The organism is Serratia sp. HMSC15F11 (assembly GCF_001808215.1).
Classification (GTDB): domain Bacteria; phylum Pseudomonadota; class Gammaproteobacteria; order Enterobacterales; family Enterobacteriaceae; genus Serratia; species Serratia nevei.
In genome coordinates, this window is the sequence record NZ_KV792466.1 from 22,668 (window position 1) to 45,736 (window position 23,069).

Annotated in this window: 20 protein-coding genes and 1 pseudogene; 7 read left to right on the forward strand and 14 right to left on the reverse strand. The window is 59.9% G+C overall.

Annotated elements, in window-relative coordinates:
• Nucleotide 1: 1 nt before the first annotated feature.
• Genes HMPREF3138_RS14555 through HMPREF3138_RS14570 form a run of 4 tightly spaced genes read right to left on the reverse strand, consistent with a single transcriptional unit; the run spans nucleotide 2 to nucleotide 6,156 of the window.
• Complete coding sequence (locus HMPREF3138_RS14555) at nucleotides 2–1,384, reverse strand: DUF3131 domain-containing protein (RefSeq protein ID WP_038871655.1); 1,383 nt, start codon at nucleotides 1,382–1,384, stop codon at nucleotides 2–4.
• A complete protein-coding gene (locus HMPREF3138_RS14560; RefSeq protein WP_047730701.1) occupies nucleotides 1,369–2,937 on the reverse strand; it encodes a DUF3131 domain-containing protein in 1,569 nt (522 codons plus the stop codon). Before HMPREF3138_RS14560 ends, HMPREF3138_RS14555 begins: the two co-directional genes overlap by 16 nt.
• A 19-nt stretch (nucleotides 2,938–2,956) precedes the next feature.
• Nucleotides 2,957–4,321 (reverse strand): DUF3131 domain-containing protein, encoded by a 1,365-nt coding sequence (locus tag HMPREF3138_RS14565; RefSeq protein WP_038871652.1) that lies wholly within the window; start codon nucleotides 4,319–4,321, stop codon nucleotides 2,957–2,959.
• Nucleotides 4,318–6,156: a glycosyltransferase gene (locus HMPREF3138_RS14570; RefSeq protein WP_070559133.1), complete on the reverse strand. Its 1,839-nt coding sequence runs from the start codon at nucleotides 6,154–6,156 to the stop codon at nucleotides 4,318–4,320. The genes HMPREF3138_RS14565 and HMPREF3138_RS14570 overlap by 4 nt, the downstream gene beginning before the upstream one ends.
• A 306-nt stretch (nucleotides 6,157–6,462) precedes the next feature.
• Here HMPREF3138_RS14570 and opgC point away from each other — a divergent pair, with 306 nt between their 5' ends.
• Nucleotides 6,463–7,665 (forward strand): OpgC domain-containing protein, encoded by a 1,203-nt coding sequence (gene opgC, locus HMPREF3138_RS14575; RefSeq protein WP_038871646.1) that lies wholly within the window; start codon nucleotides 6,463–6,465, stop codon nucleotides 7,663–7,665.
• A gap of 63 nt (nucleotides 7,666–7,728) precedes the next feature.
• Here opgC and HMPREF3138_RS14580 read toward each other — a convergent pair whose 3' ends face one another.
• Entirely contained in the window at nucleotides 7,729–8,424 is a 696-nt protein-coding gene (locus HMPREF3138_RS14580; RefSeq protein WP_223294937.1) for a LysR substrate-binding domain-containing protein, read from the reverse strand.
• A 32-nt stretch (nucleotides 8,425–8,456) separates the two neighbouring features.
• Between HMPREF3138_RS14580 and HMPREF3138_RS14585 the strand changes: the two genes are divergently transcribed.
• The 4 genes from HMPREF3138_RS14585 (at nucleotide 8,457) to HMPREF3138_RS14605 (ending at nucleotide 12,632) form a co-directional block, all read left to right on the forward strand.
• Complete coding sequence (locus HMPREF3138_RS14585) at nucleotides 8,457–9,176, forward strand: MFS transporter (RefSeq protein WP_049193755.1); 720 nt, start codon at nucleotides 8,457–8,459, stop codon at nucleotides 9,174–9,176.
• Between the two features lie 367 nt (nucleotides 9,177–9,543).
• Nucleotides 9,544–9,861: a cupin domain-containing protein gene (locus HMPREF3138_RS14590; protein WP_038871643.1), complete on the forward strand. Its 318-nt coding sequence runs from the start codon at nucleotides 9,544–9,546 to the stop codon at nucleotides 9,859–9,861.
• A gap of 357 nt (nucleotides 9,862–10,218) precedes the next feature.
• Nucleotides 10,219–11,010 (forward strand): AraC family transcriptional regulator, encoded by a 792-nt coding sequence (locus HMPREF3138_RS14600; protein WP_038871638.1) that lies wholly within the window; start codon nucleotides 10,219–10,221, stop codon nucleotides 11,008–11,010.
• An 86-nt stretch (nucleotides 11,011–11,096) separates the two neighbouring features.
• Nucleotides 11,097–12,632 (forward strand): phospholipase D family protein, encoded by a 1,536-nt coding sequence (locus HMPREF3138_RS14605; RefSeq protein WP_038871637.1) that lies wholly within the window; start codon nucleotides 11,097–11,099, stop codon nucleotides 12,630–12,632.
• 58 nt (nucleotides 12,633–12,690) lie between these two features.
• Here HMPREF3138_RS14605 and HMPREF3138_RS25605 read toward each other — a convergent pair whose 3' ends face one another.
• Nucleotides 12,691–13,104 (reverse strand): energy transducer TonB, encoded by a 414-nt coding sequence (locus HMPREF3138_RS25605; protein WP_071605291.1) that lies wholly within the window; start codon nucleotides 13,102–13,104, stop codon nucleotides 12,691–12,693.
• A 315-nt stretch (nucleotides 13,105–13,419) separates the two neighbouring features.
• Between HMPREF3138_RS25605 and HMPREF3138_RS14610 the strand changes: the two genes are divergently transcribed.
• Complete coding sequence (locus HMPREF3138_RS14610; protein ID WP_038871635.1) at nucleotides 13,420–14,505, forward strand: NAD(P)-dependent alcohol dehydrogenase; 1,086 nt, start codon at nucleotides 13,420–13,422, stop codon at nucleotides 14,503–14,505.
• 26 nt (nucleotides 14,506–14,531) lie between these two features.
• Here the strand turns inward: HMPREF3138_RS14610 and HMPREF3138_RS14615 are convergent, their stop codons facing one another.
• The 7 genes and pseudogenes from HMPREF3138_RS14615 to HMPREF3138_RS14645 all read right to left on the reverse strand — a co-directional run bounded on the left by HMPREF3138_RS14615 (nucleotide 14,532) and on the right by HMPREF3138_RS14645 (nucleotide 20,996).
• Nucleotides 14,532–15,410, reverse strand: coding sequence for an efflux RND transporter periplasmic adaptor subunit (locus HMPREF3138_RS14615; RefSeq protein ID WP_038871632.1), 879 nt, complete (start codon nucleotides 15,408–15,410; stop codon nucleotides 14,532–14,534).
• 7 nt (nucleotides 15,411–15,417) lie between these two features.
• The gene (locus tag HMPREF3138_RS14620; RefSeq protein ID WP_038871631.1) at nucleotides 15,418–15,630 is read right to left on the reverse strand and encodes a DUF1656 domain-containing protein; all 213 of its coding nucleotides are present in this window, start codon (nucleotides 15,628–15,630) and stop codon (nucleotides 15,418–15,420) included.
• Nucleotide 15,631: 1 nt separating this feature from the next.
• Nucleotides 15,632–17,569 carry an FUSC family protein gene (locus tag HMPREF3138_RS14625; protein WP_038871628.1) on the reverse strand — a complete coding sequence of 646 codons (1,938 nt, stop codon included), beginning with the start codon at nucleotides 17,567–17,569 and terminating at the stop codon, nucleotides 15,632–15,634.
• Nucleotides 17,566–18,030, reverse strand: coding sequence for a MarR family winged helix-turn-helix transcriptional regulator (locus HMPREF3138_RS14630; RefSeq protein ID WP_038871627.1), 465 nt, complete (start codon nucleotides 18,028–18,030; stop codon nucleotides 17,566–17,568). Before HMPREF3138_RS14630 ends, HMPREF3138_RS14625 begins: the two co-directional genes overlap by 4 nt.
• A 156-nt stretch (nucleotides 18,031–18,186) precedes the next feature.
• Nucleotides 18,187–19,047: an oxidoreductase gene (locus HMPREF3138_RS14635; RefSeq protein ID WP_038871625.1), complete on the reverse strand. Its 861-nt coding sequence runs from the start codon at nucleotides 19,045–19,047 to the stop codon at nucleotides 18,187–18,189.
• A gap of 27 nt (nucleotides 19,048–19,074) precedes the next feature.
• Nucleotides 19,075–19,941 (reverse strand): annotated as a pseudogene (locus HMPREF3138_RS14640) (oxidoreductase).
• Nucleotides 19,942–19,973: 32 nt separating this feature from the next.
• Nucleotides 19,974–20,996, reverse strand: a complete 1,023-nt coding sequence (locus HMPREF3138_RS14645; RefSeq protein ID WP_049193759.1) for an MBL fold metallo-hydrolase — start codon at nucleotides 20,994–20,996, stop codon at nucleotides 19,974–19,976.
• A gap of 166 nt (nucleotides 20,997–21,162) precedes the next feature.
• On the opposite strand from HMPREF3138_RS14645, the gene HMPREF3138_RS14650 reads away from it, so the two are divergent.
• Nucleotides 21,163–22,071 (forward strand): AraC family transcriptional regulator, encoded by a 909-nt coding sequence (locus HMPREF3138_RS14650; RefSeq protein WP_038871622.1) that lies wholly within the window; start codon nucleotides 21,163–21,165, stop codon nucleotides 22,069–22,071.
• A gap of 46 nt (nucleotides 22,072–22,117) precedes the next feature.
• Here HMPREF3138_RS14650 and HMPREF3138_RS14655 read toward each other — a convergent pair whose 3' ends face one another.
• The gene (locus HMPREF3138_RS14655) at nucleotides 22,118–23,059 is read right to left on the reverse strand and encodes a sugar phosphate isomerase/epimerase family protein (RefSeq protein ID WP_038871619.1); all 942 of its coding nucleotides are present in this window, start codon (nucleotides 23,057–23,059) and stop codon (nucleotides 22,118–22,120) included.
• Nucleotides 23,060–23,069: the final 10 nt, after the last annotated feature.

Here is a 23,069-nt window from a genome sequence, read left to right on the forward strand (position 1 = left end):
GTCATCCTCCTTTCGCGCTGGAGAGCGGTAGACGCTCCTGCGGCAGACAGTGCCCAGGCCAGTTGAAGACGTCTTTCATGCGTACGCCAAGGTAGCCGTCGTTGAGCGGTGCCTGCAGCAGCGGGCCACGGTTTTGTTTGAACAGCAATGCCTCCAACACCACGGTGTTGGTGGTGAGGGTGAAGGTGGCGTTGTAGCCGCCGTTGGCTTCGTAACGGCCTTCAAACCAGCCGCGTTTCTCATCCTGATGCAGCCGGCCCAGCTGCATCAGCGCGTCGGTGTAACGGGTGTCCCACAAGGCCCACAGGCCGAAAATGGCGCGGGTCGAGAGCAGCGCCAGCTCCGGCGCATAGCGGCCGTCGTCCGCCAGGGTATTCCAGGCATAGCCGTTGGCGAACAGGCTGTCATACACCTCCCACGGCGCCGTGCTGCGCGAATATTGCGCCCGGGCGGTGAGGATTTTCTCCCGACGCCAGCGCGTTTCCTGCGCCTGGTAAAGGCGTTGGGCCCGTTGTGCCATGCTGACGTCGGCCGCCTCGCCGGGATGGGGTGCCGGCCATCCCATCTCGAGGCCGGTCAGCAGATAGGGGGTGCTTTCGATGCCGGCGGGCGCGCCGGTGAGGCGCGGATCGCGTGCCGTAACGGCGAGGGGCTCACCGTAGACGACCGCGGTTTTGAACGGTGCCGTTCGCGTTGATGTACGCTGAAATCCCCACAGGCGGAAAGCCGCGCCGTTGTAGTCGGCATAGCCTACGTCGCTGGCTGCGGCACTGCGCCAAGCGCCGTTTTGCTCTCGTCCGTCGAGCGGCTGGCCGTCTTGGGTCAGCAGGTTGCAGAAGTTCCAGCGCAGCGCGATTCGTTCGAGGAAGGTGCGGTATTCGGGGAAGCTTTGCGCCGTGAAACGCATGCCAACCAGCAGGCGAGCCATCCCTTGCGCTTCGCCGGCGGTGCCACCGTTCTGACTGAAAGCGCCGCTGACCGCATCGTACAACGCACCGGGCGCGCCTATGCGGGTCACCGGTAAACGATCGAGCGTCGTCAGCAGCGCCGACAAACGGGCATCGAACTCCCGCTGCGGGATCAGATCCAAACGCCGCGCGGCGCTCAAGGCAATCAGGCTGTCGCCGATGTTCCACAGCGAAACGATCGGGTAACGATCTTTGCCGTTCACCAAACCGGAGCCGGGCTGCGTGTTGTTCTGCACATAGCGCCAGGCAACGTCGGCCCATTGCCGCTGCTCCTCGGTTAACGCACCACGGCGAGGCTGCTGCTGCCCGTGCTCCCACACGGACCCGGCGCCGTCGGGGCGCGCCATGACGCCCAGCAACACGACCAGCCCGAGTGCGATGACGACGGAAACGATCAGCGTCAGGGTTTTAAGCATGATGTCGCTACCGGAGGCAGTTTCATGGGCGCGTCATTCTGGCACTGCGGGCATTTACAGGCTTTGCAGGAAGGCGCATTGCGCAGCGCGACCCCCGTTTGTTGACACCAGGTCTTCAGGTTGGCGTCCGGCGTGATGAAAGGCCGGTTAAAGGGCGTGTTTTTGTCGTCAAACACGTTCACCAGCGTTTTATCCCACAGGGCCGGCGCATACTTGGCGCTGCTTGGGTCAGGGGTATTGAATTTCAGCAGTCGCCCCTGCTTTTTGAACAGCAGGGCTTCGAGCATGATGCCGTTGTTGTTGGCGGTAAACTCACGGATCGGGCCGGCGCCGTTTTCATACAGGCCTTCGTAGAAACCTTTGTCTTTTTCACTGGCGTTCTCAATCACGTCGAGCAGCCGATCGGTATACGGGGATTGCCACAGGCTCCACATGCCGAGCGCCGCTTTGAGCGAGATGGCGGCGGTATCGGGCACGTATTCTCCCTTGTCCGTGATGGTGTTCCAGTCGAAGCCGTCGGAGTAGACGGTGTCGTACACGAAATACGGCGCGCGATCGAGCTGATGTTCGGAACGCGCCGTCAGACGGCCGGTAATCTGGTAGCGATTTTCCTGCACCTGATAGACGCGGTTAGCGAAGTCTTGCATCCAGGGGTGGCTGTGTTTAGCGAGATCGTCACTGCGATCGTCGCTGGTGTCCCAGCCCATCTCCAGCCCGTGCAGCACATAGGGTTCGGTCGCCACATAGTTATGCTGACTGGTGGTGCGCGGATCGCGTGAATCATACGGGACCAGAACACAATAAATGTCCGCCAACTGGTAAGGCTCCGCGCGGGAGGCCTGGCAGGTGGAGAACCCCCACAGCTGGAAACCGCTGGCGGCGTATTCCTCATAGCCCAGCCGGCCTTCCTGGACATAAACCGGCTGTTTATTGGCATCCAGATTGGCGCCATACAGCGTGCCGCAGTCGTCGATGATATGGCTGAAATCCCAACGCAGCACGACGTTATCGACGTCGTTGGCAAATTCGGGATAGCGCTCTTTGATGATTTTCAACCACAGCAGCATTCTGCCGATATCGATGGATGAGAAGCCGATCTCGCCGGGCTTGTTGAGATAATCGACCTTTTGCGCGGTGATGGTGTTGTAGGCCTTGTTCGGCATCTGGTTTTGGAACAGCGGCACGGTGTTGAGCGTAGCGAGAAACTTGATCAGCCGCTGATCGAACTGTTCCTTGTCGATGATACCGAGCTCGCGGGCGGCCGTCAGTGCGGCCAGGTAGGAGGCGCTGTCCCACATGGTGGTTGAAGGGTAGTTGTTGACCGCGTTGACCAGCCCGGTCGCCGGTTGGTAGTTGGTGACGAAGTATTGCCAGGCTTTGACCGCCATCGCCTGTTCGCGCGGCGTCAGGTCGCCGTGGCGCTGCGGATAGGCGGCGGCGGGCAGTTGGGTATCGCCCATGGCCGCAGGCACCGTCAGCAACAAGAGCAAACAGCCGCACAGCGCGCGCCGACACAGCGTGACAAACGGCCTGACGGAATAATGATGAAACATAGTGGCTCCTTATGACTGATTACGGCCGTTGACCGTCGGCAGGATTCGCAGGGGGCGCGGGAGCGCAGTTTTGGCAAAACAGCGGCCCTTGCGCGATATAGACCAGGCTTTCCAATATCAGGGCATTGGTATTGGCACCGATCACCCGGCTCTGTTGCCCATTGGCGGCGATGATGCCTTCGTACCAGCCGCGCCCCGGCTCGAACAACACGGCGGCACGCCGGCGCATCTCGTCACTCCACGGCGTGCGAAACAGCGCGTACCACCCGAACACCGATTTGGTCGACAGCTGCAGTGCCGCCTCTTTGATTTCCGCCCGCGATTTGTCGATCAGTGCCGGGAAGCGGCTGATGACGGCATCGTCGATAAAACGCGGCAACTGTTCTTCATTGTCGGCGTTCACATAGGCGTAATCGCCGTGGCTGCGGTAGCGGCTTTCCTGTACTTTCATCACCCGCCAGCTGATTTCCGCCGAACGGATGTCGAACCCCGCCTCCAGGCCGGTCAGCAGATAGGGCATGGTGGTAACGACCGGGTGATCGACCTTGCCGATTTTGACCAGGCTGTCGTAGGGAATACGCAGGCCGTCAATACTGATGGTGCGCGGCGAGGGCTGTTGTGAACCGAGAACGATGGCGGCCAGGGGGCTGACGCGACGCAGCCCGTTGACGGCGTAAAGCTGATAACCGTAGCTGTCGCGGTTGCCTTGGGTGACGAGCTGCCATTTCTTCGCCGCGCGGAAATTCAGCGGCTGTTGCGGCTCCTGCTGCATAAATAGGGCGTCGAACCGCCAGGGGGCGGTTAAGCGTGCGATCGCCGCGGTCTGTTCCGGGTACAGCCAGGCGACGATGTCCAACGCCATCAACAGACGGCTGATATCGACGGCCGACCAATCGGGTTGGCTTTCGTTTTGGCTGAGGCTGTTCAGCCGGATCGAACGCTGGGTATGGTAATACAGCGACGGCAACTGGCCGTCGGCCAGGGGTAACGACGACAGCGTTGTCAGAACGGCATTCACGCGCGCATTGAGCTCGTCGCGCGTAATGATCCCGAGCCGTTGCGCGCTCACGGCTGCCATCAGATAACTGCCGGTATCCCACATGGTGGTATAGGGCTGGTTGTCGATGGCATTCGCCAGTCCGTTGGACTGCGTGTTGTTGACGAAGTATTGCCAGGCGATGCGCGCCCAAACGGCTTCATCGAAGGTGAGCGCGCGCGGTGCGGGCAGCGTTGGGAAATCGGCGCTCAGCGTCAGCTCGGCGCTTTCCGCCGGGGCGGGGGGCATATGCGTCTCAACATAAACCACGATGCCGAATGCCAGCAGGAAACCTATGATGACCGCAATATAGCTCCGCGCTTGCAACAATGAGTGTTTCCACGTCATGCTTGCCCGGCCTCCTGCTGCTCGGAAGGCGTTTCTGATTCAGGACGCCACAGCGCGGCGAGCACCATCGGCAACATGGCGATAATGTTTACGCCGCCCCAGAAAATATTGATCACGTAGCCGGCCGGATCGTCCACTTTGCCGAGATACAGCTGAATGCCGCCCCATAATAGCCCCAGCAGCGTCAAGGCAATGATGGCCAGCTGAGGTTTGACCAGCGTCAGGAAGTTGCCTTGCTGGCGCTCTTTGGGCGTGACGTGGAACTTGATCTTCTCGCCGCGCAACACCGTATCCAGCGCACGCAGGTTCATGGAGTACAGCGAAAGGTAAGAGGCTTTTCCGTCCCAGGCAGAGATCCCCCAGGTGCCGAACATGAAAGCCAGCTCCGACAGCAGGAAAAACGGTAAGAAGTGCAGGTAAAAGGGCAGCGAGTAAGCGGAAACCGGCGGAATGCCGGTAAACAGATAGATTAGCGGTGAGATCAGGAACACCGTATTCCATAAGCAGGCCAGATATGACCAGAACGTGGTGCCGTACATCAGCTTCTGCGCCAGGCTCAGCCTGAAGTTCTTCGCGCTGAAGACCGCATCATGCAGCGCAATATCCAGCGAGCCCGCCGCATATTTGAAACGCTGAATCATCCAGGTCAGCAAATCCTGCGGCGACAGCATTTTCGATTCCACCTCAGGATGCATGACGGAACGCCAGCGCCGCTCGGGATCGCCGTGCAGTACGATCGAAGTATAAATGTCTTCCGACACGTGGAATTTATAAGGGGTCAACTCGGTATCTAACGCCACCTGGGGTTTCATCGCCCGCCCCAGCTCGTCGCGCAGCCCGGCATCCGTTACGTCGCGGGTATAGCGATCGATTTCCGTTTCTACGGCGCGTGCATAGCTACGCAACGCGCTCTGCATAATAGCCTCGCGCCGATGAAGCGACGCCGCGCCGCAACAGAAGGCGGCATTGGCCCAGTTGCGGCGGCGCAAGATCACGTCGTAAAACATCTTGGGATCGTTGAAGAAGGGATCGTGGCCGACGGTGAGGGGGCCCATCACCTTTTCCAGCGCGCGCCCGGCAACATAGCCGGGCTGCCCGAGCTTGCCCTTCAACCAGTACGGCAGACGCTTTCCTGCGGGCAGATCGTAAAACCATTGTGGCGTTTGCACCCAGGCGACCAAAGGATCGCGAAAATAGCCCAGCGTGTCGGTCAAGATGGACGGGAAGACACGGGTATCGGCATCGCAAATGACGATGAAGTCCCCGTCCGTGTGTTCCAGCCCGTTACGTAGATTGCCGGCCTTAAAACCGATGTTGTTCTCGCGTGACAGATAATTCACGCCTTCTTGTTCGGCGACGCGGCGCATCTCGGCGCGCTTGCCGTCATCCAGAACGTGAATGCGATAATCCAGGGGGAAGGGATAAGTGACTCGTTTGGCATCCTGAATCGACAGCCTGACCAGTTCGGTATCTTCGGAATAGGTGGCGATAAACAGATCGACTTTGACCGGACGCGGTGCCGTCGTGTCGTCAGGATCGAGGCATTGACGTATATCGCGCGGTGGCGGCCAGCGTTTGACGTCGCGTACCTGCCACAGATTGAGGGTAAACAGGATCGTGCCGCAATAGGCCAGGGTCTCCGCTATCACCAAGGGAACGGCATACCATAAGGCGTCATAATTGAGCGACGCCATCCAACGCCAGCGAATGTAGTTGGCACCGACCACCAGAGCGGCAACGGCAAGTGTTTGCCAAAGGAACGCAATTGCCCGCGAGGTTTTTAGCGGTGCAGGGGGGCTCCTTTTTTCAAAAGATGAAAAATAAAAATGCGCCATGCATTTCATTCCCGGCAAGGAGGTCGTGATATAGATAGAGAGTTTAGTTAAGGGTGAAGGATTAGCAAGAACATTGCTTTAAAATTAAACGTGCACTCCGTTCTTTTTATATGGTTGTCATGAGCAGGTGCGGCTGTAAAAAAACATGCTGCGAGCGGATAAATTTATTTTCTCATCTAAAATTCCTAGAGGCCTGCCTGGGGAATAAAATGATTAGTAAGTTATGGATTTATTCTTTAATTAATTATAGGTGCAATCAAACCGCGTGGTGCCGTCTTTCAAACCGAGTCATCATGAGATAACCAAATGAATTTACAGCAAGTTGATGAGTATCCGGCGACGGCGCTTCACTATGTTGCCATCGGGAGGCGTGATTTACGCATCGATATGCTGCGCGGCATAGCCCTGGTGATGATGGTGGCTGCGCACGTAGAGATTATGTCTGTTTTGAATGTTTTCACCTGGGAACGATTCGGTTTGACGACCGGGGCGGAAGGTTTTGTTATTTTGTCCGGCTTTATTCTCGGCAATATGAAACGGCGACAGTTACAAACTGAGCCTATGTTGACGGTGGCCTATTCTCTGTTACGGCGTGCGGTGAAGCTTTATTTCGTTAACATCGTTATTATTATAAGTATTTTGCTGCTGCAAATGCTGGACTTTATCGATACCTTTGAAGTGACGCATTTTGTCGATCGTTTTTCAGGGGCCGTGTACTCGATGTATCCGGTGAATGAACAAGTCAAAGAGGCCTGGTTTAACGAGATTATTTTTTTACAGATCGGGCCGCATCAAACGCAAATTCTGGGGCTCTATTTCTATCTGCTGTTGTTCAGCCCGTTGTTCCTCTGGCTATTGAATACGGGCAGGGGGGCCGGCCTGCTGGTGCTGTCGCTTATCGTTTATGGCTACTACCAGATCAGCGGCATGCCGATGACGTCGGCGGAGTTCGAGTTCGCTTTCCCTTTCCTGGCCTGGCAGTTGATCTACGTATTGGGCCTGTGCTGCGGGTGGTATAAAGAGGAGATTGCGTCGCTGGCCCGCACCCAGGCAGGCAAGATGGCGCGTTATGCCATGGCGGCGGTGGCGTTGAGCATGCTGTTCGTCGCGCAAAACCATACCAATCCCTTTATGCCACCGGCATTGATGATGCATGTGATCCCGGCGGCAGAGTTCAACTGGTTTTATCAGCACCTTGCCGCCAAGAATGCGCTGGGGCCCGTGCGCATCCTGAATGATTTTTGCCTGATCGCCAGCGTCTATTGGCTGCTGACCGTTTGCTGGCAGCCGATCAACAAGGCCGTAGGGTGGTTCCTGATCGTGCTGGGGCAAAACTCGTTGTATACCTTCATCATTCACGTCTATCTGGTGTTGTTCATCAGCCAGTTCGTGACCTTCGATCTCTGGACGCAACAGTGGCTCTTCAATACGGCGGTACATGTCGCCGGGTTGATGGCGCTTTGGGTGATGGCGCGCTATGGCCTGTTGAAAAAGATTGTTCCCAACTAAGGGATGTCTGCGCTGCCCGAAGAAGTCGTAGATGAAGGAAATAACAGTTCTGTCACTCCACCGCTAGACCTGAAACGCCTGCAGCCAGGTGGCGAATTTTCTCACGACCTCATCGTCCCGATCGCGCAGCAGCAGGGAATAAGCGCCGGTTCGGATAGTCAACGCCGGGAAAGGCGACACCAGCCGGCCGGACGACAGATGTTTGGCGCAGAACAGGTAAGGCACGACGGCCAGCCCCAGGCCGTCCTCGGCCGCCTGAATGGCGGCGAAGGTATGGTCGAGCGTGAGCGGCGGCGGCGAGGCGTCCAACGCCGTCGGGTAGGTATTCAGCCAGCTGTGCCATAAATCCTCACGGGCGCGGATGCGGATGGCGGTATGCCCGGCCAGCGTGCCGGGCGCACTGACCGGCATGGCGCGCAAGTAGCTCTGGCTGCAGACCAACAGGCTCTCTTCCTGCAGAAAAGGGATCGCTTTCAGCCCGGAGAAGTGCGCGGGATCGCGCCGGATCGCCAGATCAAACGGCGTATTGCGATCGACGGCCCCTGTGCTGGTGGGGATATCAATCGCGACCTCCGGATGAATCTCATTGAACGCCGCCAGCTTCGGCATCAGCCAGTGCATGGTGAACGTCGGCAGGCTGTGCACCACCAGCCGCTGCCGGCCGGCGCTCGCTTTCAGTGCGCTTTCCGCAGCATACAGTTCGCTTATCACCCGCGAAGCGGTGCGGGAAAAATTCTCGCCGGCCTGCGTCAGCCGCACTTCTGTCGGTTTTCATCGCCGGTTGGAGCGCCATGCGCTGGGGGGCCGGCGTGGCGTTTTCCCTGTGTGCCGCCGGTGCGTTGCTGGGGGCGCTGGCGGGTTCGTTGGCCCTGGTCGGTTATCGGGAACCGCAGCTGCGCACGCTGGGGAGGCAGACGAAACGTGAAAGCTATGCGATCACCTATGCGACCCTGCTGTTGCTGGTCGGGTATATCGCCCACAGCTGGGAACTGCTCGGCAACTGGGCCTGGGCGCCCAGCCTGGTCAGCGAGGCGTTGAGCGGTTTCTCTCTGGATCCGCTCAGCGCCGGATTGATCGTCGCGGCGGTGATCCACCTGGCCGGCATGGTTGCCACGCTGATTGTCGGCACCGTTTCCGACTATTTCGACCGTGCATCGGTGCTGATGTTTATGGGCGCCGCCGGCGCGTTGGGCTCGCTGCTGATGGGGTGGTCGGCGAACTGGGGGCCGGGCTGGACGCTGCTGGCCGTCAGCATCGGCAGTTTCTTCATCCTCGGCGACTCCGGCGTGCTGTCGGCCGCGATGGCGGACAACGTGCCGCCGCAACAGCTCGGTAGCGTGATGGGCTGGCGATCGCTGCTGGGGTTCGGCATCGGTTCGTTCGCCCCTTTATCCTTTGGCGTCGTGATGGATACCACCCAGAGCTGGTGCACGTCTTATGCCGTATTGGCCTGCGGCGGTGGAGTAGCCTGTCTGGCGGCCTGCTTGCTTTGGCGGCAGCACTTACAATGAGGTACGGACATCATTAAAGGAATGGAACATCATCACGCATGGTTATCGTGGGCGCCGGGATTGTCGGGGCATCGGTCGCGCACGCCATTCCGCACGCTTATCGCCCCGAGCGATTTGACGACGGGAAATGAATATACGCTCAACCTGGCAGCGGTTTTTTGCGCCGTCGGCGAGGCTCTTATATATTTAGTAGCATGCCTGAGGCAGGTTAGGCATGAAGCGGTGGCCGTACAGGCCGCTGCAAGTACGACAGTTAATCCGTTCGCCAAGAGGCTGCGAGACGGTGCTTTCGGTAGGGACAGCCGCCAATCGTTTTTATGGCGACCGAAGGCGGAGCAGCTACTCACAGGTCACGAGGACACTTACCATGCATAAGAGAACACTGGCGTCACTGCATTACGAAAACATGCCTTACGATGGGGTGCGTTTTCATATTTTGAAACGGGAGACGCCTGGCCATACGGCGTTGCTGAAGTTGGATGCCGGCAGCCGACAACCGGCGCGTTTTCATCCGGGGTGGGTGAAACTGATGGTGCTGAGCGGTGAACTGAAGGTTGACGATCAGACGTTGCAACCCCATGAGATGTTAATCATCCCTGCCAATACCGCCTATACGGTACAGGCCATTACTGAAGTGATTTGTCTGGCGATTTCCGAACTGGACGGCGCCGAGTTGGCCCGTTGAGGTGATAACATGAATGGATAGAGGAGAGCCTAGGTGCTCTCCCTATCCCTGCAGCATTAAGCCGCCCCCCAGGCTGAGCTACCTGCTGATTGATGCGTATACCTCCTGATTTAAGCCACCGTGCTTTCCCTTTCCATCACTTTCGGCCACGTCGCCCCCGCAACGAGCCGCCATCGCGCAGCGCATGCGCAACGTCATCGCCTTTGTTTTACGCAGAACGATGAAATTTTGGTGTAAATAGTGAGTTTCTTCGCATAAGGCCCCTGGTGTGGCTTGCGAGAACGTCACTATATGGAGGATCATGCGTCGCCTCTATCAAATAAAAGACATTTGCGTTATCAAAAGGGACAAACGACCATGGGATTCGAAGTCGACAACGCCGAAACGAAACGCATCGACCTCAGCAGCCACGAAAACTCCTCGTTCGAGGTAACGGGGCTGGTGAAACACTATCCGGCGGGCTTTGTGATTCCTTACCACTCGCATAAACGCTGCCATTTGCTCTATTCGCAACAGGGCGTTATGGCGGTCGAGGCGAGCAGCGGGCGTTGGATCGTGCCGCCCACCACCGCGGTCTGGCTGCGGCCGGGGGTAGAACATCAGCTGGTCATGCAGAGCAACATTTGCGTTTACGGGATTTTGGTCGATGAAGTCACCGCCGCGCGTTTGCCGCTGCGCGACGGCGTATTGCAGGTCTCACCGCTGCTGCGAGAACTGATCGCTCAGCTGGCGACGCTGGCGCCCGAAGGGGCGGAGACCAAACGCAATGCGCTGCTCAGAGCGCTGTTCTTAGAGGAGCTGAGCCTGCAGCCGCAGCTGGCGCTGCATCTGCCTTGGCCGGCAGAGGCGAGAATGGCCGAGATTTGCCGGCTGTTGGTCATCACGCCGGCCGACGATCGCGGCATTGAGGCCTGGGCCGATTCACTGGCGATCAGCGCGAAAACCTTCCAGCGTCATTTCACTCAACAAACCGGCATTACCTTCGGCCAGTGGAAACAGCGCCTGCGGCTGCTGTCGTCCATTCCGCTGCTGTTGGCCGGCAACTCGATCATCCATGCCGCCTTCGAAAGCGGTTACGAGAGCCACAGCGCCTATTCGGTGGCGTTTAAAAAACTGTTTGGCGTTTCGCCTTCGCGCTTTACGCTATAGCCTTATGGCATAGCGCGCTTCTCCTATAGATTGAAGCAACCTAATGACGTATAAAGCAAAGCAGTCAACCTCCGAGGCCGCTTCCCGTGATAAAAATTGTCGTGTATCTGATTCTCGCCGTGACGATCGCCATTATTGCGGCAAGAGTCCTCTTTCGTTTGCCGGATATTTCCCAGCGTCTGCCGCAGGCGGCATTGCCGGCGGATCCTGCCGCGCTATTGCCGGCGCGGGCCGCCGAACAGATGGCGGCGCATCCCGGCCTGAGCGGCGTGGTGCCGCTGGTCAGCGGCCACGATGCGTTCGCCAGCCGCCTGGCGTTGGCGCGGATGGCGGAAAGGTCGATCGATGCCCAGTACTATATCTGGCATAACGACACCTCCGGACAGATCCTGCTGAAAACCCTGTATGACGCGGCTCAACGCGGCGTGCGTGTGCGGCTGTTGCTGGACGATAACGGCGTCGCCATGGATGAGACGCTGGCGGCGTTGAACGCGCAGAAAAACATCGAGATCCGTCTGTTTAACCCGTCTACCGTGCGTACGCCGAAGCTGGCCGGCTACGCCTTCGACTTTATGCGCATGAATCGGCGCATGCATAATAAGTCCTATATCGTCGACGGCGCCGTGACGATCATCGGCGGCCGCAACATTGGCGACGAGTATTTCCAGGTCGGCGACGAAAACTATTTCCTCGATCTCGACGTGCTGAGCGTCGGTAGCGTAGTGGCAGAAACGGCCGAGGTCTTCGATCGTTACTGGAACAGCGCGTCGGTGTTCGGCGTTGAGCAGATTATCCGGGGCAAAGGCAATCTTTCTGCCTTCCTGACGCAGGCCACCGCGACCGAAAGCAGCGACCGGGCCCGCAAACTGGCGGTGCAGCTGGAAACCAGCGCGGTGCGCTTTCGCGATGGCGCCGTCCAGCCGGAATTCACCCAGGTAGAGCTGGTGGCCGACGATCCGGCGAAAGGGCTGGGCAAGGCGTCGCGCGATCGGCTGATGGTGACGCAGCTCGGTAAGATCATCGGCGGCGTCGGCCGGCAACTGGATCTGGTTTCCGCCTATTTCGTGCCGGGGCGGGAAGGGGCGAGCTTCTTTGAATCGCTTGCCAAACAGGGGAAGTCCATACGCGTGCTGACCAACGCGATGAACACCACCGACGTGCTGGTGGTGCATGCCGGCTACGCCAAATACCGGCGTGAGCTGCTGCAGGCGGGCGTCGAGCTGTTCGAACTGAAGCTGCGCGCCGGGCAACCGACGGGGCGCAAGGAACTCAAGCCGCTGGGGCTGTCCGGCGCGGCGTTGCATGCGAAAACCTTCGCCATCGATGATAAGCGGGTATTTATCGGCTCGTTCAATTTCGATCCGCGCTCGGCGCACCTGAACTGCGAAATGGGATTCTTGATCGACAGCCCCTCGTTGGCGGCCGACACCCGCCAACTGTTTGATGGCCCGCTCGAATACGCCGCCTATCGGCCGGTATTGACGCCCGAAGGCAAAATGGTGTGGAAAGAAGCCTTCGAAGACGGCCACACCGAGGTGCACCAGCAAGAACCCGGCGCCGGCTGGGTAAAACGCATCGTTCTTACCGTGGCAAGCTGGCTGCCGATCGAGTGGATGTTGTAACGGCGGCGAATGCCGCCGCTCCCGTTGAGTCAACCGTTGCAAGGGAACCTATCCTACGCTATCGGTTGGCTTCAGCATCACCAGAGAGTTTAAAAGTAAACAATGCCGTTTCATTAACGCTGCCTGGTATCCAGCAGCTGCGTGCGATAGCGCTTTTGGTGTCGCGATAGAACTCCGGTGTGCCCGTTAGCACGATATTTCTGGCTTTACCCTTATCATCAACATCAAACGTTGCGCTCACTTCGCCTTCACGTTTTTCAGCTTTCGCAGAGGCGGAATAGTATGGCCGCTCATAAAAGACTTGTCCGTCGCATCCCAGGTTAGGCGGTTGCTTTGCCGTTGGAACATTGCTGCCTGTACGCCAGGCATAGACGCAATCGTTCACCGCACTGGCTTTTTCACAGCCATCAGGTTGCAATGGCGCGCAGCCGGCAAGTGCCAGGCTCAGCGGGATGAGGGTGAATCGTGACATGGCGTTTCCTGCATGTTTTATCAATCAGATAACGTATATTTTCGCTTGGCGCAGGGTATTTAGAAAGAGAAATTATGCAGCTTTTGCTAGGGTATTAACCATTCTTTTCTTAAGCGATGCGCTATTCGAAAACATGAGGGTAAATAGTTTTCCGGGGTGAGGTTGATTCTTCAGTTAATTATATTTCCTATTTTATTTCACTGTTGGAGTTATTGGTGATGATGATTATTTTACAAGGCATTAAAATAGAAAAAATAACCGTTTGGATTATTCTTTCTTGTAATCACCTCGACAGAAACCAAAGGATCTTCCACCATGCGCATGATGAAAGCCGCCGCCTTTATCGAAAGGGGGAGAATAGAACTCATTGAAAAACCGATTCCTTCTCCTGGCCCCAATGATGCCTTGCTTAAAATAACCACGACGACAATTTGCGGTACCGATATTCATATTCTCAAGGGCGAATATGCCGTGCCTCACGGGTTGACCGTGGGCCATGAACCGGTCGGGATTATCGAAAAACTCGGGAGCAATATTAAAGGCTTTAAAGAAGGGCAGCGAGCGCTGGCCGGCGCCATTTGCCCCTCGTTTACGTCCTATGCCTGCCAGGATGGTTTTCCCGCTCAGGACGGTGCCTATTTGCCGGAATGCCGTTGCCACGGATACAAAGCGACGGCGGGGTGGCGTTTTGGCAATGTTATCGATGGCACGCAGGCTGAGTATGTGTTGGTACCCGATGCCGAAGCAAATCTGGCGTTAATCCCTGATGCGCTGACCGATGAGCAGGTGCTGATGTGTCCGGATGTGATGTCTACCGGATTTAAAGGTGCGGAAAATGCCAACATTAAAATTGGCGATACGGTAGCCATTTTCGCCCAGGGGCCGATCGGATTATGTGCCACCGCCGGGGCGCGTTTGCAAGGCGCCAGCCTGATCATTGCCGTCAGCAGTTCCCCCGAAAAGCTGAAAATGGCGGGCGAGATGGGGGCAAACGTCCTGCTGAATTACAAGGAACACGATGCGGTTGATGAGATCTTCAGGCTTACCGGCGGGCGGGGTGTGGACGCCAGCATAGAGTGTTTGGGAACGCAAACCACCTTTAATCAGGCGCTGCGGGTGTTAAAACCCGGCGGCACCTTATCCAGCCTTGGCGTTTATAGCGAAGACCTCCATCTGCCGGTGAGTGCGCTTGCCTATGGGCTGGGCGATCATACTATTCGCACGGCATTGTGCCCGGGCGGTAAGGAGCGGATGCGCAGAATGATGAACGTGATCCAGCATGGCGGGTTGGATCTCACGCCGTTCGTGACGCATCGCTTCCGGCTGGAGAATATCGCAGAGGCCTACTCGTTGTTCGCGGAGAAACGCGATGGCGTGATTAAGTTGGCCATCACGCCATAAAGCGCATCGATACGGTTAGCGGCAGATTATTCCCCGTTATCCTTGAGACTGACCGTCGCCGTGCGCCCGGCGATCAGCTCGACGCCGTGGGGAATGGTGTCGATCGCGATGCGCACCGGGATGCGCTGCGCCAGACGGATCCAGCTGAATGTCGGGTTGACGTTGGCGAGCAGATTGCCGGCGGCGGTGGTGCGCTCGCTGTCGTTGATGCCGGCGGAAAGCCCGTCGACGTGGCCATACAGCGGCTGCCGTTCCCCCATGATGCGGATCACCACCTTGTCACCGTTCTGGATGCGGCCCAGCTTGGTTTCTTCGAAGTATCCGGCGATGTAGAAACTGTTGGAATCCACCAACGCCATGATCGGCTGACCGGCGGTTGCGTAAGCGCCGGGGCGCAGGGAGAAGTTAGTGATCACGCCATCCACCGGCGCATAGAGATCGGCGCGCTGCAGGTTGATGCGCGCCAGCGCCCGATCCGCCAGAGCCTGGTCCAGATTGGCCTTCGCCAGCGATTGGGCATCGCGGCGATTGTCGCGTTCCTGTTGTGAAATAGCCGACTGCAGCGCCTGATAACGCCGGTTTTCGCGCTGGGATGACGCCAACTGGACGTTGGCACGCTCCACGGCGGCCTCTGCCTGATCCAGCGCGTTGCGCAGCCGTACTTTGTCCAGGCTGAGCAGCAGCTGCCCTTTATGCACCACCTGGTTGTCGTGAATGTGCACGGCTTCCACCTTGCCGGAAACGTCCGTGGCCAGCGGCACCACGTCGGCGCGGATCTTGCCGTCGCGCGTTTGCGGGGCGTAGGTGTAATAGAGATAAAGCTGCCACAGCACGCCTGCCGCGATCAAAACGGCAATCAGGGTCAGCGCGGGGCGCAGCAGAGCAAGGGTACGTTCACGAAACATGGGGTCCTCAGGGGGTGGTAAGCCATTTCAGGCCGTGGAAAAACAGCCCGGCCAGAATAAGAAACAGGGCGGTGTCGAACAGCGGGCGCTGCGCGACCCAGCGATAGACGCCTACCGCGTTGAGCGTCCAGGAAAGCGCCATGCGCGAGAAGAACGCGCACACCAGGCACAGCAGCAAGGGCGAGATGAACACGCCGTCAATGTTGATTTCACCGATCATGTCAGGGATTCCAGTGCAAAGCCGTGGGGAAGTGCAGCAACCGCAGCCGGGTAAGCGGCCGCAGCGCGCGCCGATCGTTCTGCCGCCAGGCCTGTTGCAGACCGGCGTCGATCTGGCCCAGCAGCGCAGAGGGTGCTTCGGCGTGCAGAGAAAGTTGGCGGAACGCCGCCGGCAGACCGGCGTTCGGCGAAGCGCCAGGGGTGAGCCCGCCGGCCTGCTGCAGACGAATCAGGTCGATAGCGGTTTTTAAGCGCATCAACAGCTGTGGGCTGCGATCGGCTTGCCCAACGGCGGCCAGGCGGCTACCCAGCGCGGTGATGCGATCCAACGCGCGGGCCTGATAGCGCTGTAAGTCGCGCTCCGTGACGTGGCGATTGAGGTGCAGCATCTCTTGCGCATCCTGCCGCATCAGCCGCGCCACCACCTGATCGGTGCCCCAGCGCCGGAACAGCGCGGCGCACAGGAATGCGAAATAGACACCGATCAGCGTGCCGGTAGTGCTTTCCAGATACAGCCCCATATTGTTCGGCGCATAGTGCCCCTGAAAGTTGACGTTGCTGAGCGACAGGGCGATCGCCAACGTCGCCAACGGGTTGCTCGCCGCCCACACGCCGAGCGGCAGCAAAAACAGCCCCATCACGATCAGGAAACTGCCGTAATCCCCGGCCAGCGGCAGCAGCACATAGCTGAGCAGGGCGCCGAGGGCCATAGCGAGAGTGGCGAAGCGGCCAAAAGTGGCGATGGTGGCACCGGGATTGTCGCCGGCGCCGAAGAAGGCGATGGCCACGATCCCCATCAGCACCATATTGGCGCCCTGTTCCCAGCCGGTGAAATACCAGAGGCTGCACAGCAGGGCGTAGGTCGTCAAAATTCCGGCGAACATGCGCACCGCCATGCTGGTATCGGGCGGCGGCGAGAAGACGCGGCTGCGCATCATCTGCGCCTGCAGCGCCGCGGGCAGCGGCTCGCCGTCCAGGAATGCGTTCAACTGCTGTACCTCGACCCACAGCGTTAACCACTGCTCAACCTGTTCAGCCAGCTCGTCGACGATCAGCGTTTCCCACGGCGACAGCGACGCTGCGGGCGGCAACAGGCTCACCGAGGGCGCAGCGTGCGGTGCGGGTTCAACGGCCTGCCGCCGGACCTCATTCAGCCACGGCTGTAGGCGGGGGCGCAGGCCGACCGGCAGTGCGGCGATGCTGCTGCCGATAGCCGAGAGCAGCGGCACGATTTGCAGTACGCGTTGCTGTATCGAAATCGCCGCCTGACGGGTGGGCTTATCGACCGAACTGTCATAGCCAAGGGTGGTCATCATCTGATTGAACGAGGCGATGTCGCCCAGCAAACGGATACGGTCCGCGTCGGCCTGGGCGTCGCCGCCCTTGCCGTCGAGGCTGTCCTCCTGCCAACGCGCCAGGTCAGACAGCCAGCCTTTCAGCCGCGTGCGCAGCACCGGCGCCAGCGACGATGGGAACAGCACGCTGTCTACCAGCGTCACCGCCAAAATACCCAGGCAGATCTCCGTCACCCGCGTGACGACCATGGTGAACATCGTGTCCGGGTGATTGATGTAGGCGATGGCGACCAGCATCATGGTGAGGGCGCCCAGCTGGAAAAAGTAAGCGCGCGGCGTGCGATCGAGATAAGAGAGGCCCAGCATCAGTGACGATGACAGCCCAGCGGCGACGATCAACAGCACCGGCGTGTTGCTAAGCCAGGCCGAAAGGCCCAGCGTCAGCACGCCGGCGAACAGCGTGCCGCAAAAACGGTAGGTGGCGCGGGCGCGTACGGCGCCGCTGACCGGATTGCTCAGCACGCAGCAGGTCACCATTGCCCAATAGGGATTTTGCAGGCCGATGCTTTCCGCCAGCGCGAAGGCCAGCATGGCGGAAATAAACAGTTTTGCGGCATACAGCAGCTGCGGTTTACCGATTTTCATGGCTCATTGCCGGCCTGTTGCAGATAGTGGCCTGCGCGCTCTTCAAACAGGCGCAGAATGCGCGTGGCGGTTTCAATATCTTCCAACGGCACGTCGTGCATCAGCTCGACTCGCAGCTTATCGGCCGCGGTTTCGACCTTTTGGGCCAGCTCGGCGCCGGCGGGCAGAATGCGCAGGGTTTTAAACCGACGATCGCCGGCCGACTCCTGCCGCTCGAGGAAGCCTAACGCGGCGGCTTGATCCAACAGACGCACCAGCGCGCCGGGATTGACGCCGACTTCTTCCGCCAGATCGCGCTGATTGATGCCCTGGGGGTTGCGATGCACCAGAACCACGACGGTGGCCAACGACATGGAGATACCGGATTTGGCGATCGCCAGCGTCGCAGCCTGTTTCCACACCCGGCGAACCGGTTGCAGGGCGTTGGTGAGGGCATAGAGGGATTTTTCTTTCGATGACATGGGATACCTCGGCAAACAGTGTATATAGGTTAAATGGCAACAGTTGCTTTGGCAATTAGTTTTGAACGCTCGACTCAGAGATAAAAGGCAAGGCATACGTGACGTCGTCACATAAAACAGACGGGCCACCTAGGCAGCCCGTTTGAAAGGTGGGTATTACAGCGCCTGAACGGGGTTCATCGCGGCGCCGGGGAAGGCCGTATCTTCAGCGCGTTCACGCCACGGCGCCAGATCGCGGCTGCGGGAGGCTACCGCGCTGTCCCACAGCTGATACGCGTCCTTACCAAGCATCAAGCGCACCGGCGGGGTGGCGCTGGCCACCATTTCGACGATCACGCGAGCGCCCTTGACCGGATCGCCCATCTGTTTGCCGTTCTGCGTGCGGTAATACTCCGCCATGCCGGCGTCCAGTGGCGCATAGGCCGCGATTTCACGTTCAGCCTTCATGGCGGCGCTGCTGGCGAAACCGGTACGGAAGGCGCCCGGCTCGATCAGCGTGACATGGATCCCCAGCGGCTTGACCTCGTGGTGCAGCGCTTCGGTAAACCCTTCCAACGCGAACTTGGTGGCGTTGTACAGACCGCTACCGGGGAAGGCCACCAGGCCGGCGATACTGGTCAGATTGAGAATATGACCGGACCGTTGAGTGCGCATCTGCGGCAGCACTTCACGCGACAGCTCGGCGGCCGCGAAGAAGTTCAGCTCCATCTGGGCGCGGATCTGTGCGGAGGTGAATTCTTCCAGCGCCCCGTAAGAACCGGCGCCGGCGATGTTGGCCAGCACGTCGATGCGGCCGAAGGCTTCTACGGTCTTCTTCAGGGCGGCGGCGCGCGCCGCAGGATCGGTCACGTCCAGCTGCAGAGCCAACGCGCGTTCGCCGTGACCGGCGGCGATCGCCTGCAGCGGCGCCAGGCGGCGGGCGGTGAGCACCACGTTGTCGCCCTTGGCCAGCACGGCCTCAGCCAAAGCCTGGCCGAAGCCGGAAGATGCGCCTGTAATAAACCAGGTTTTGTTCATATCGAGATTCCTCGTTATCGTGGAGCGTTACAGTTGAATTTCAGTGAGTTCTGCGCCATCAAAGGCGGTGTCTTCCCCCCGTTCGCGCCAGGCGTTAAGCTCCTGCTGGCGTTTGGCGAGGGTGGTGTCCCACATGGCATAAGCGTCGCGCCCCAGCATCAGGCGCACCGGCGGGGCCGTGAGAGTGACCAACTCCAGCATGCGCTGCGCCGCTTTGGCGGGATCGCCCATCTGTCGGCCGGCGGACTGCGCCAGGTAGGTTTCAAACGGTGCAATCGATGGGCGGTAGGCCTCGATGCGCTGCGTCGGCCGCATGTTCACGTCGCCGGCGAATTCGGTGCGGAAGGCGCCGGGCTCGACCAGGGTCACGTGGATCCCCAGCGGCCTGGCCTCGATGGCCAACGACTCCGTCCAGCCTTCGAGGGCAAATTTCGCCGCGCAATAGGGGCCGGCGGCGTTCATCGCCACCAGACCGGCGATGCTGCTTACGGTGATCACGTTGCCGCTGCCCTGGCGCCGCATCTACGGCAGCACGGCGCGGGTCATCTCCGCCGCCGCAAAGAAATTCAGCTCCATCTGCTCGCGCAGCTGTTCGAGGCTGAACTCTTCGCAGGCGCCGGCTACACCGCGCCCGGCCAGGTTGGCCAGCACGTCGATGCGGCCGAATCGCGCCAGCGTATCGGCGACCGCCTTATCGCGCGCGGCGGCATCCGTGACGTCCACCGCCAAAGGCAGCACGCGATCTTCCTGGCCCTTAGCCAGCGCCTGCAGGCGGTCGAGACGGCGGGCGGTTACCACCACCCGATCGCCGTTGGCGATGGCCGCTTCGGCCAGGGCTTTACCCAGGCCCGACGAGGCGCCGGTGATCAGCCACACTTTATGGTCATTGTTCATTTCAGGTTTCCTGCGAATAAATAAAATGGCGCTTAGCGCCACCAACGGTTGCCGGGGTGCGGCCGAACGATATCGACACGTTCGCCGATCATCGGCGTCGCGACCTGCACGCTAGAGGTAGCGGCATGGCGCAGTACCTGGTCGAACGGGTCTTGCCAGGCGTGCATCGCCAGATCGAAGGTGCCGTTATGGATCGGCAGCAGCCAGCGGCCGAGCAAATCCCGGTGCGCCTGCACGGTTTGCTGAGGGTGCATATGCACATAGGGCCAGCGTTTGTCGTAGGCGCCGGTTTCCATCAGCGTCAGGTCAAAGGGGCCAAAACGGCGGCCAATCTCGGCAAAACCGGCGAAATAGCCGCTGTCGCCGCTGAAGAACACCCGCAGCTCATCGTCTTCAAGTACCCAGGAACACCACAGCGTGCGGTTGCCGTCGGTCAGGCTCCGGCCCGAAAAGTGCTGGGCCGGGGTAGCCGTCAGCCGCAGGCCGTCGATTTCCGTGCCTTGCCACCAGTCGAACTGGCGGATCTTTTCCGGCGCCACGCCCCAGGCCGCCAGGCGATCGCCCACGCCGAGCGGCGCGACGAACTGGCCCACCTTGCCGTCCAGCGCCCGAATGGCGGCTTGGTCCAGGTGGTCGTAATGATCGTGCGAGAGGATCACGGCGCGGATCGGTGGCAGCTCCTCGATCGCGATCGGCGGCGCGTGAAAGCGTTTTGGCCCGGCGAACGGCAGCGGCGATGCCCGCTCGGAGAACACCGGATCGGTCAGCCACCATTGGCCGCGCAGCTTGATCAACACCGTGGAATGCCCCAGACGGTACAGGCTACGATCGGGTGCCGCCTCAAGTTCGGCGCGCGACAGGCGCTGAATCGGCACCGGCGTCGCCGGCACCGTGCCTTTGGGCTTGTTGAAAAATACGTCCCACCACACGCGCAGGGTGGACTCGGGCAGGTCACCCGGCGCCGGCGGCCGCTGATTGTTAAAGCGCCGATCGCGCCATTGTGGCGATGAAGCATAGCCGCCCGCTGTCGGGCGCAATTTGGAACAACGGCTCAAAGTCAGAATTCCTTCAGCACAGCAATGGATGATTCGGGCAGCGACGTGGTTCAGGTCGCCTTTGCCCGCACGACGCGATAAAACTTGTCGTCAAGAATAAGCCTTGAGAGACGGACGATCCATGCGCTAAAGTACTTGTTTGTTTATCAAGAGTACGGATTTCATCATGGACCCGCTGTCAGACGTGTTGTCGCTGCTGCAACCCCAAAACCAGTTTTACGCCGGTTTCGACGCCGCCGGGGACTGGTCGTTCGAGTTTCCCCCTCATGAAGGCATCAAATTCACGGCGGTGATGCGCGGCGCCTGCTGGGGCATGACCGACGATCTGACGCAGCCGATCCATTTCCGCGAAGGGGACTGCTTTTTGCTGAATAGTCGGCGGCGCTTCAGGGTCGCGTCCGATCCGGCGTTGCCGCCGCAGGGAGGGGAGCAGATCATGGCCGAGGCGACGCGCGACGGCATCGCCGTGCATAACGGCGGTGGCGAGGTCTTTTTGATCAGCGGGCGTTTCGGTTTTTCCGGCCAGCATGCGGCGCTGCTGTTTGATGCGCTGCCGCCGATCATCAACATCCCCAAAGCCTCGAGCCAGGCGGGCGTTTTGCGCTGGACGCTCGAACAGTGGACGAACGAATTGCGTCACCCGCAGCTCGGCGGTGCGCTGATGTCGACCCACCTGGCGCACTTGATGCTGGTGCAGGTGTTTCGCCAGTTCCTCGAAACGGCCCATGAGCTGCCGAAAGGCTGGTTTCTGGCGCTGACCGACCGCCAGATCAGCCTGGCGATCGCCGCCATGCATGCCGAGCCGGCGCGCAACTGGACGCTGGAAGAGCTGGCCCGCATCGCCGGCATTTCCCGCACCGTATTCGCTCAACGTTTCAAAGGGCTGGTTGGCAGCACCGCCATGGAATACCTCTCGCGTTGGCGTATGCTGCAGGCGGCAGATCGCCTGCGGGCCGGTAAAGAAAACGTCGCGTCGATCGCCTACTCGTTGGGGTATGGCTCGGAAAGCGCGTTCAGCACCGCCTTCAAACGGGTGATGGCGCAGTCGCCGTCACAGTACCGGCGGGGCGAGTGAACCTGAGTGAAAGGGGGCGCAGCGGCCGTGGCCGCCGCGCCTGAGGTTACCGGCTGATCGTCTGCTGCAGCGCCTGAACGGAAGAGGCGATGCCGGCATCGACCGACATGGTCAGGTCCTCCATTTCCAGCGACACCCAGTCGTTGTAGCCCATCATGCGCACCACCGAGAAGAACTCCTTCCACCACTGCAGATCCCGGCCGCAGCCGACGGCGACATAGTTCCAGGCTCTGCGGGCTACGTCGTCGATCGGTTTGGTCTCCAGCAGCCCGTTAACCTCAACGACGCCGCGCTCAAGGCGCACGTCTTTACCGTGCACATGGTGAATGGCGGGGCCGAGGGCGCGGGCCACCGCGATGGGATCCGCGCCCATCCAGATCAGGTGGCTGGGATCGAGGTTCAGGCCCACCATCGGGCCAACGGCGGCGCGCAGCCGGAACAGCGTTTCCGGATTCCACACCAGCATGGCGCTGAAGTTTTCCAGCGCAAAGCGTTCGACGCCGCACGCTTTGGCCCGGGCGACCAGCGCCTGCCAATAGGGGATTGCCACCTCATTCCATTGATAGTCCAAACAGTTTTTCACCGTAGGCGGCCAGCTGACGGTATAGGTGATCCAATTGGGGACGGTGTCATGCGGGCTGGCCGGGGGCAGGCCGCTCATCATAACGATCTTTTTCACCCCCAGCAGGCCGGCCAGCTCCAGCGTATTGTCGGTTTGGCGCTGATGGCGTTGCCCCAGTTCGCCGGGATCGAGCGGATTGCCGGAGACGTTGAGCGCGGCGATCTCCATGCCGCGGCTGGCCAGCGCCTGCTGCAGCTGCCGGCGTTTGGCGGGGTTGGCCAGCAGATCGTCGGTATCCAGATGGGGCGCCGGAGACCAGCCGCCGGTGGTCATTTCCACGCCGCACACCCCCAGCTCCAGCAGCCGATCCAGCATCTGCTCGAAGGGTAAATGACCCAGGCTGTCGGTACAGAATGAAAGTTTCATGGTGCTTTCC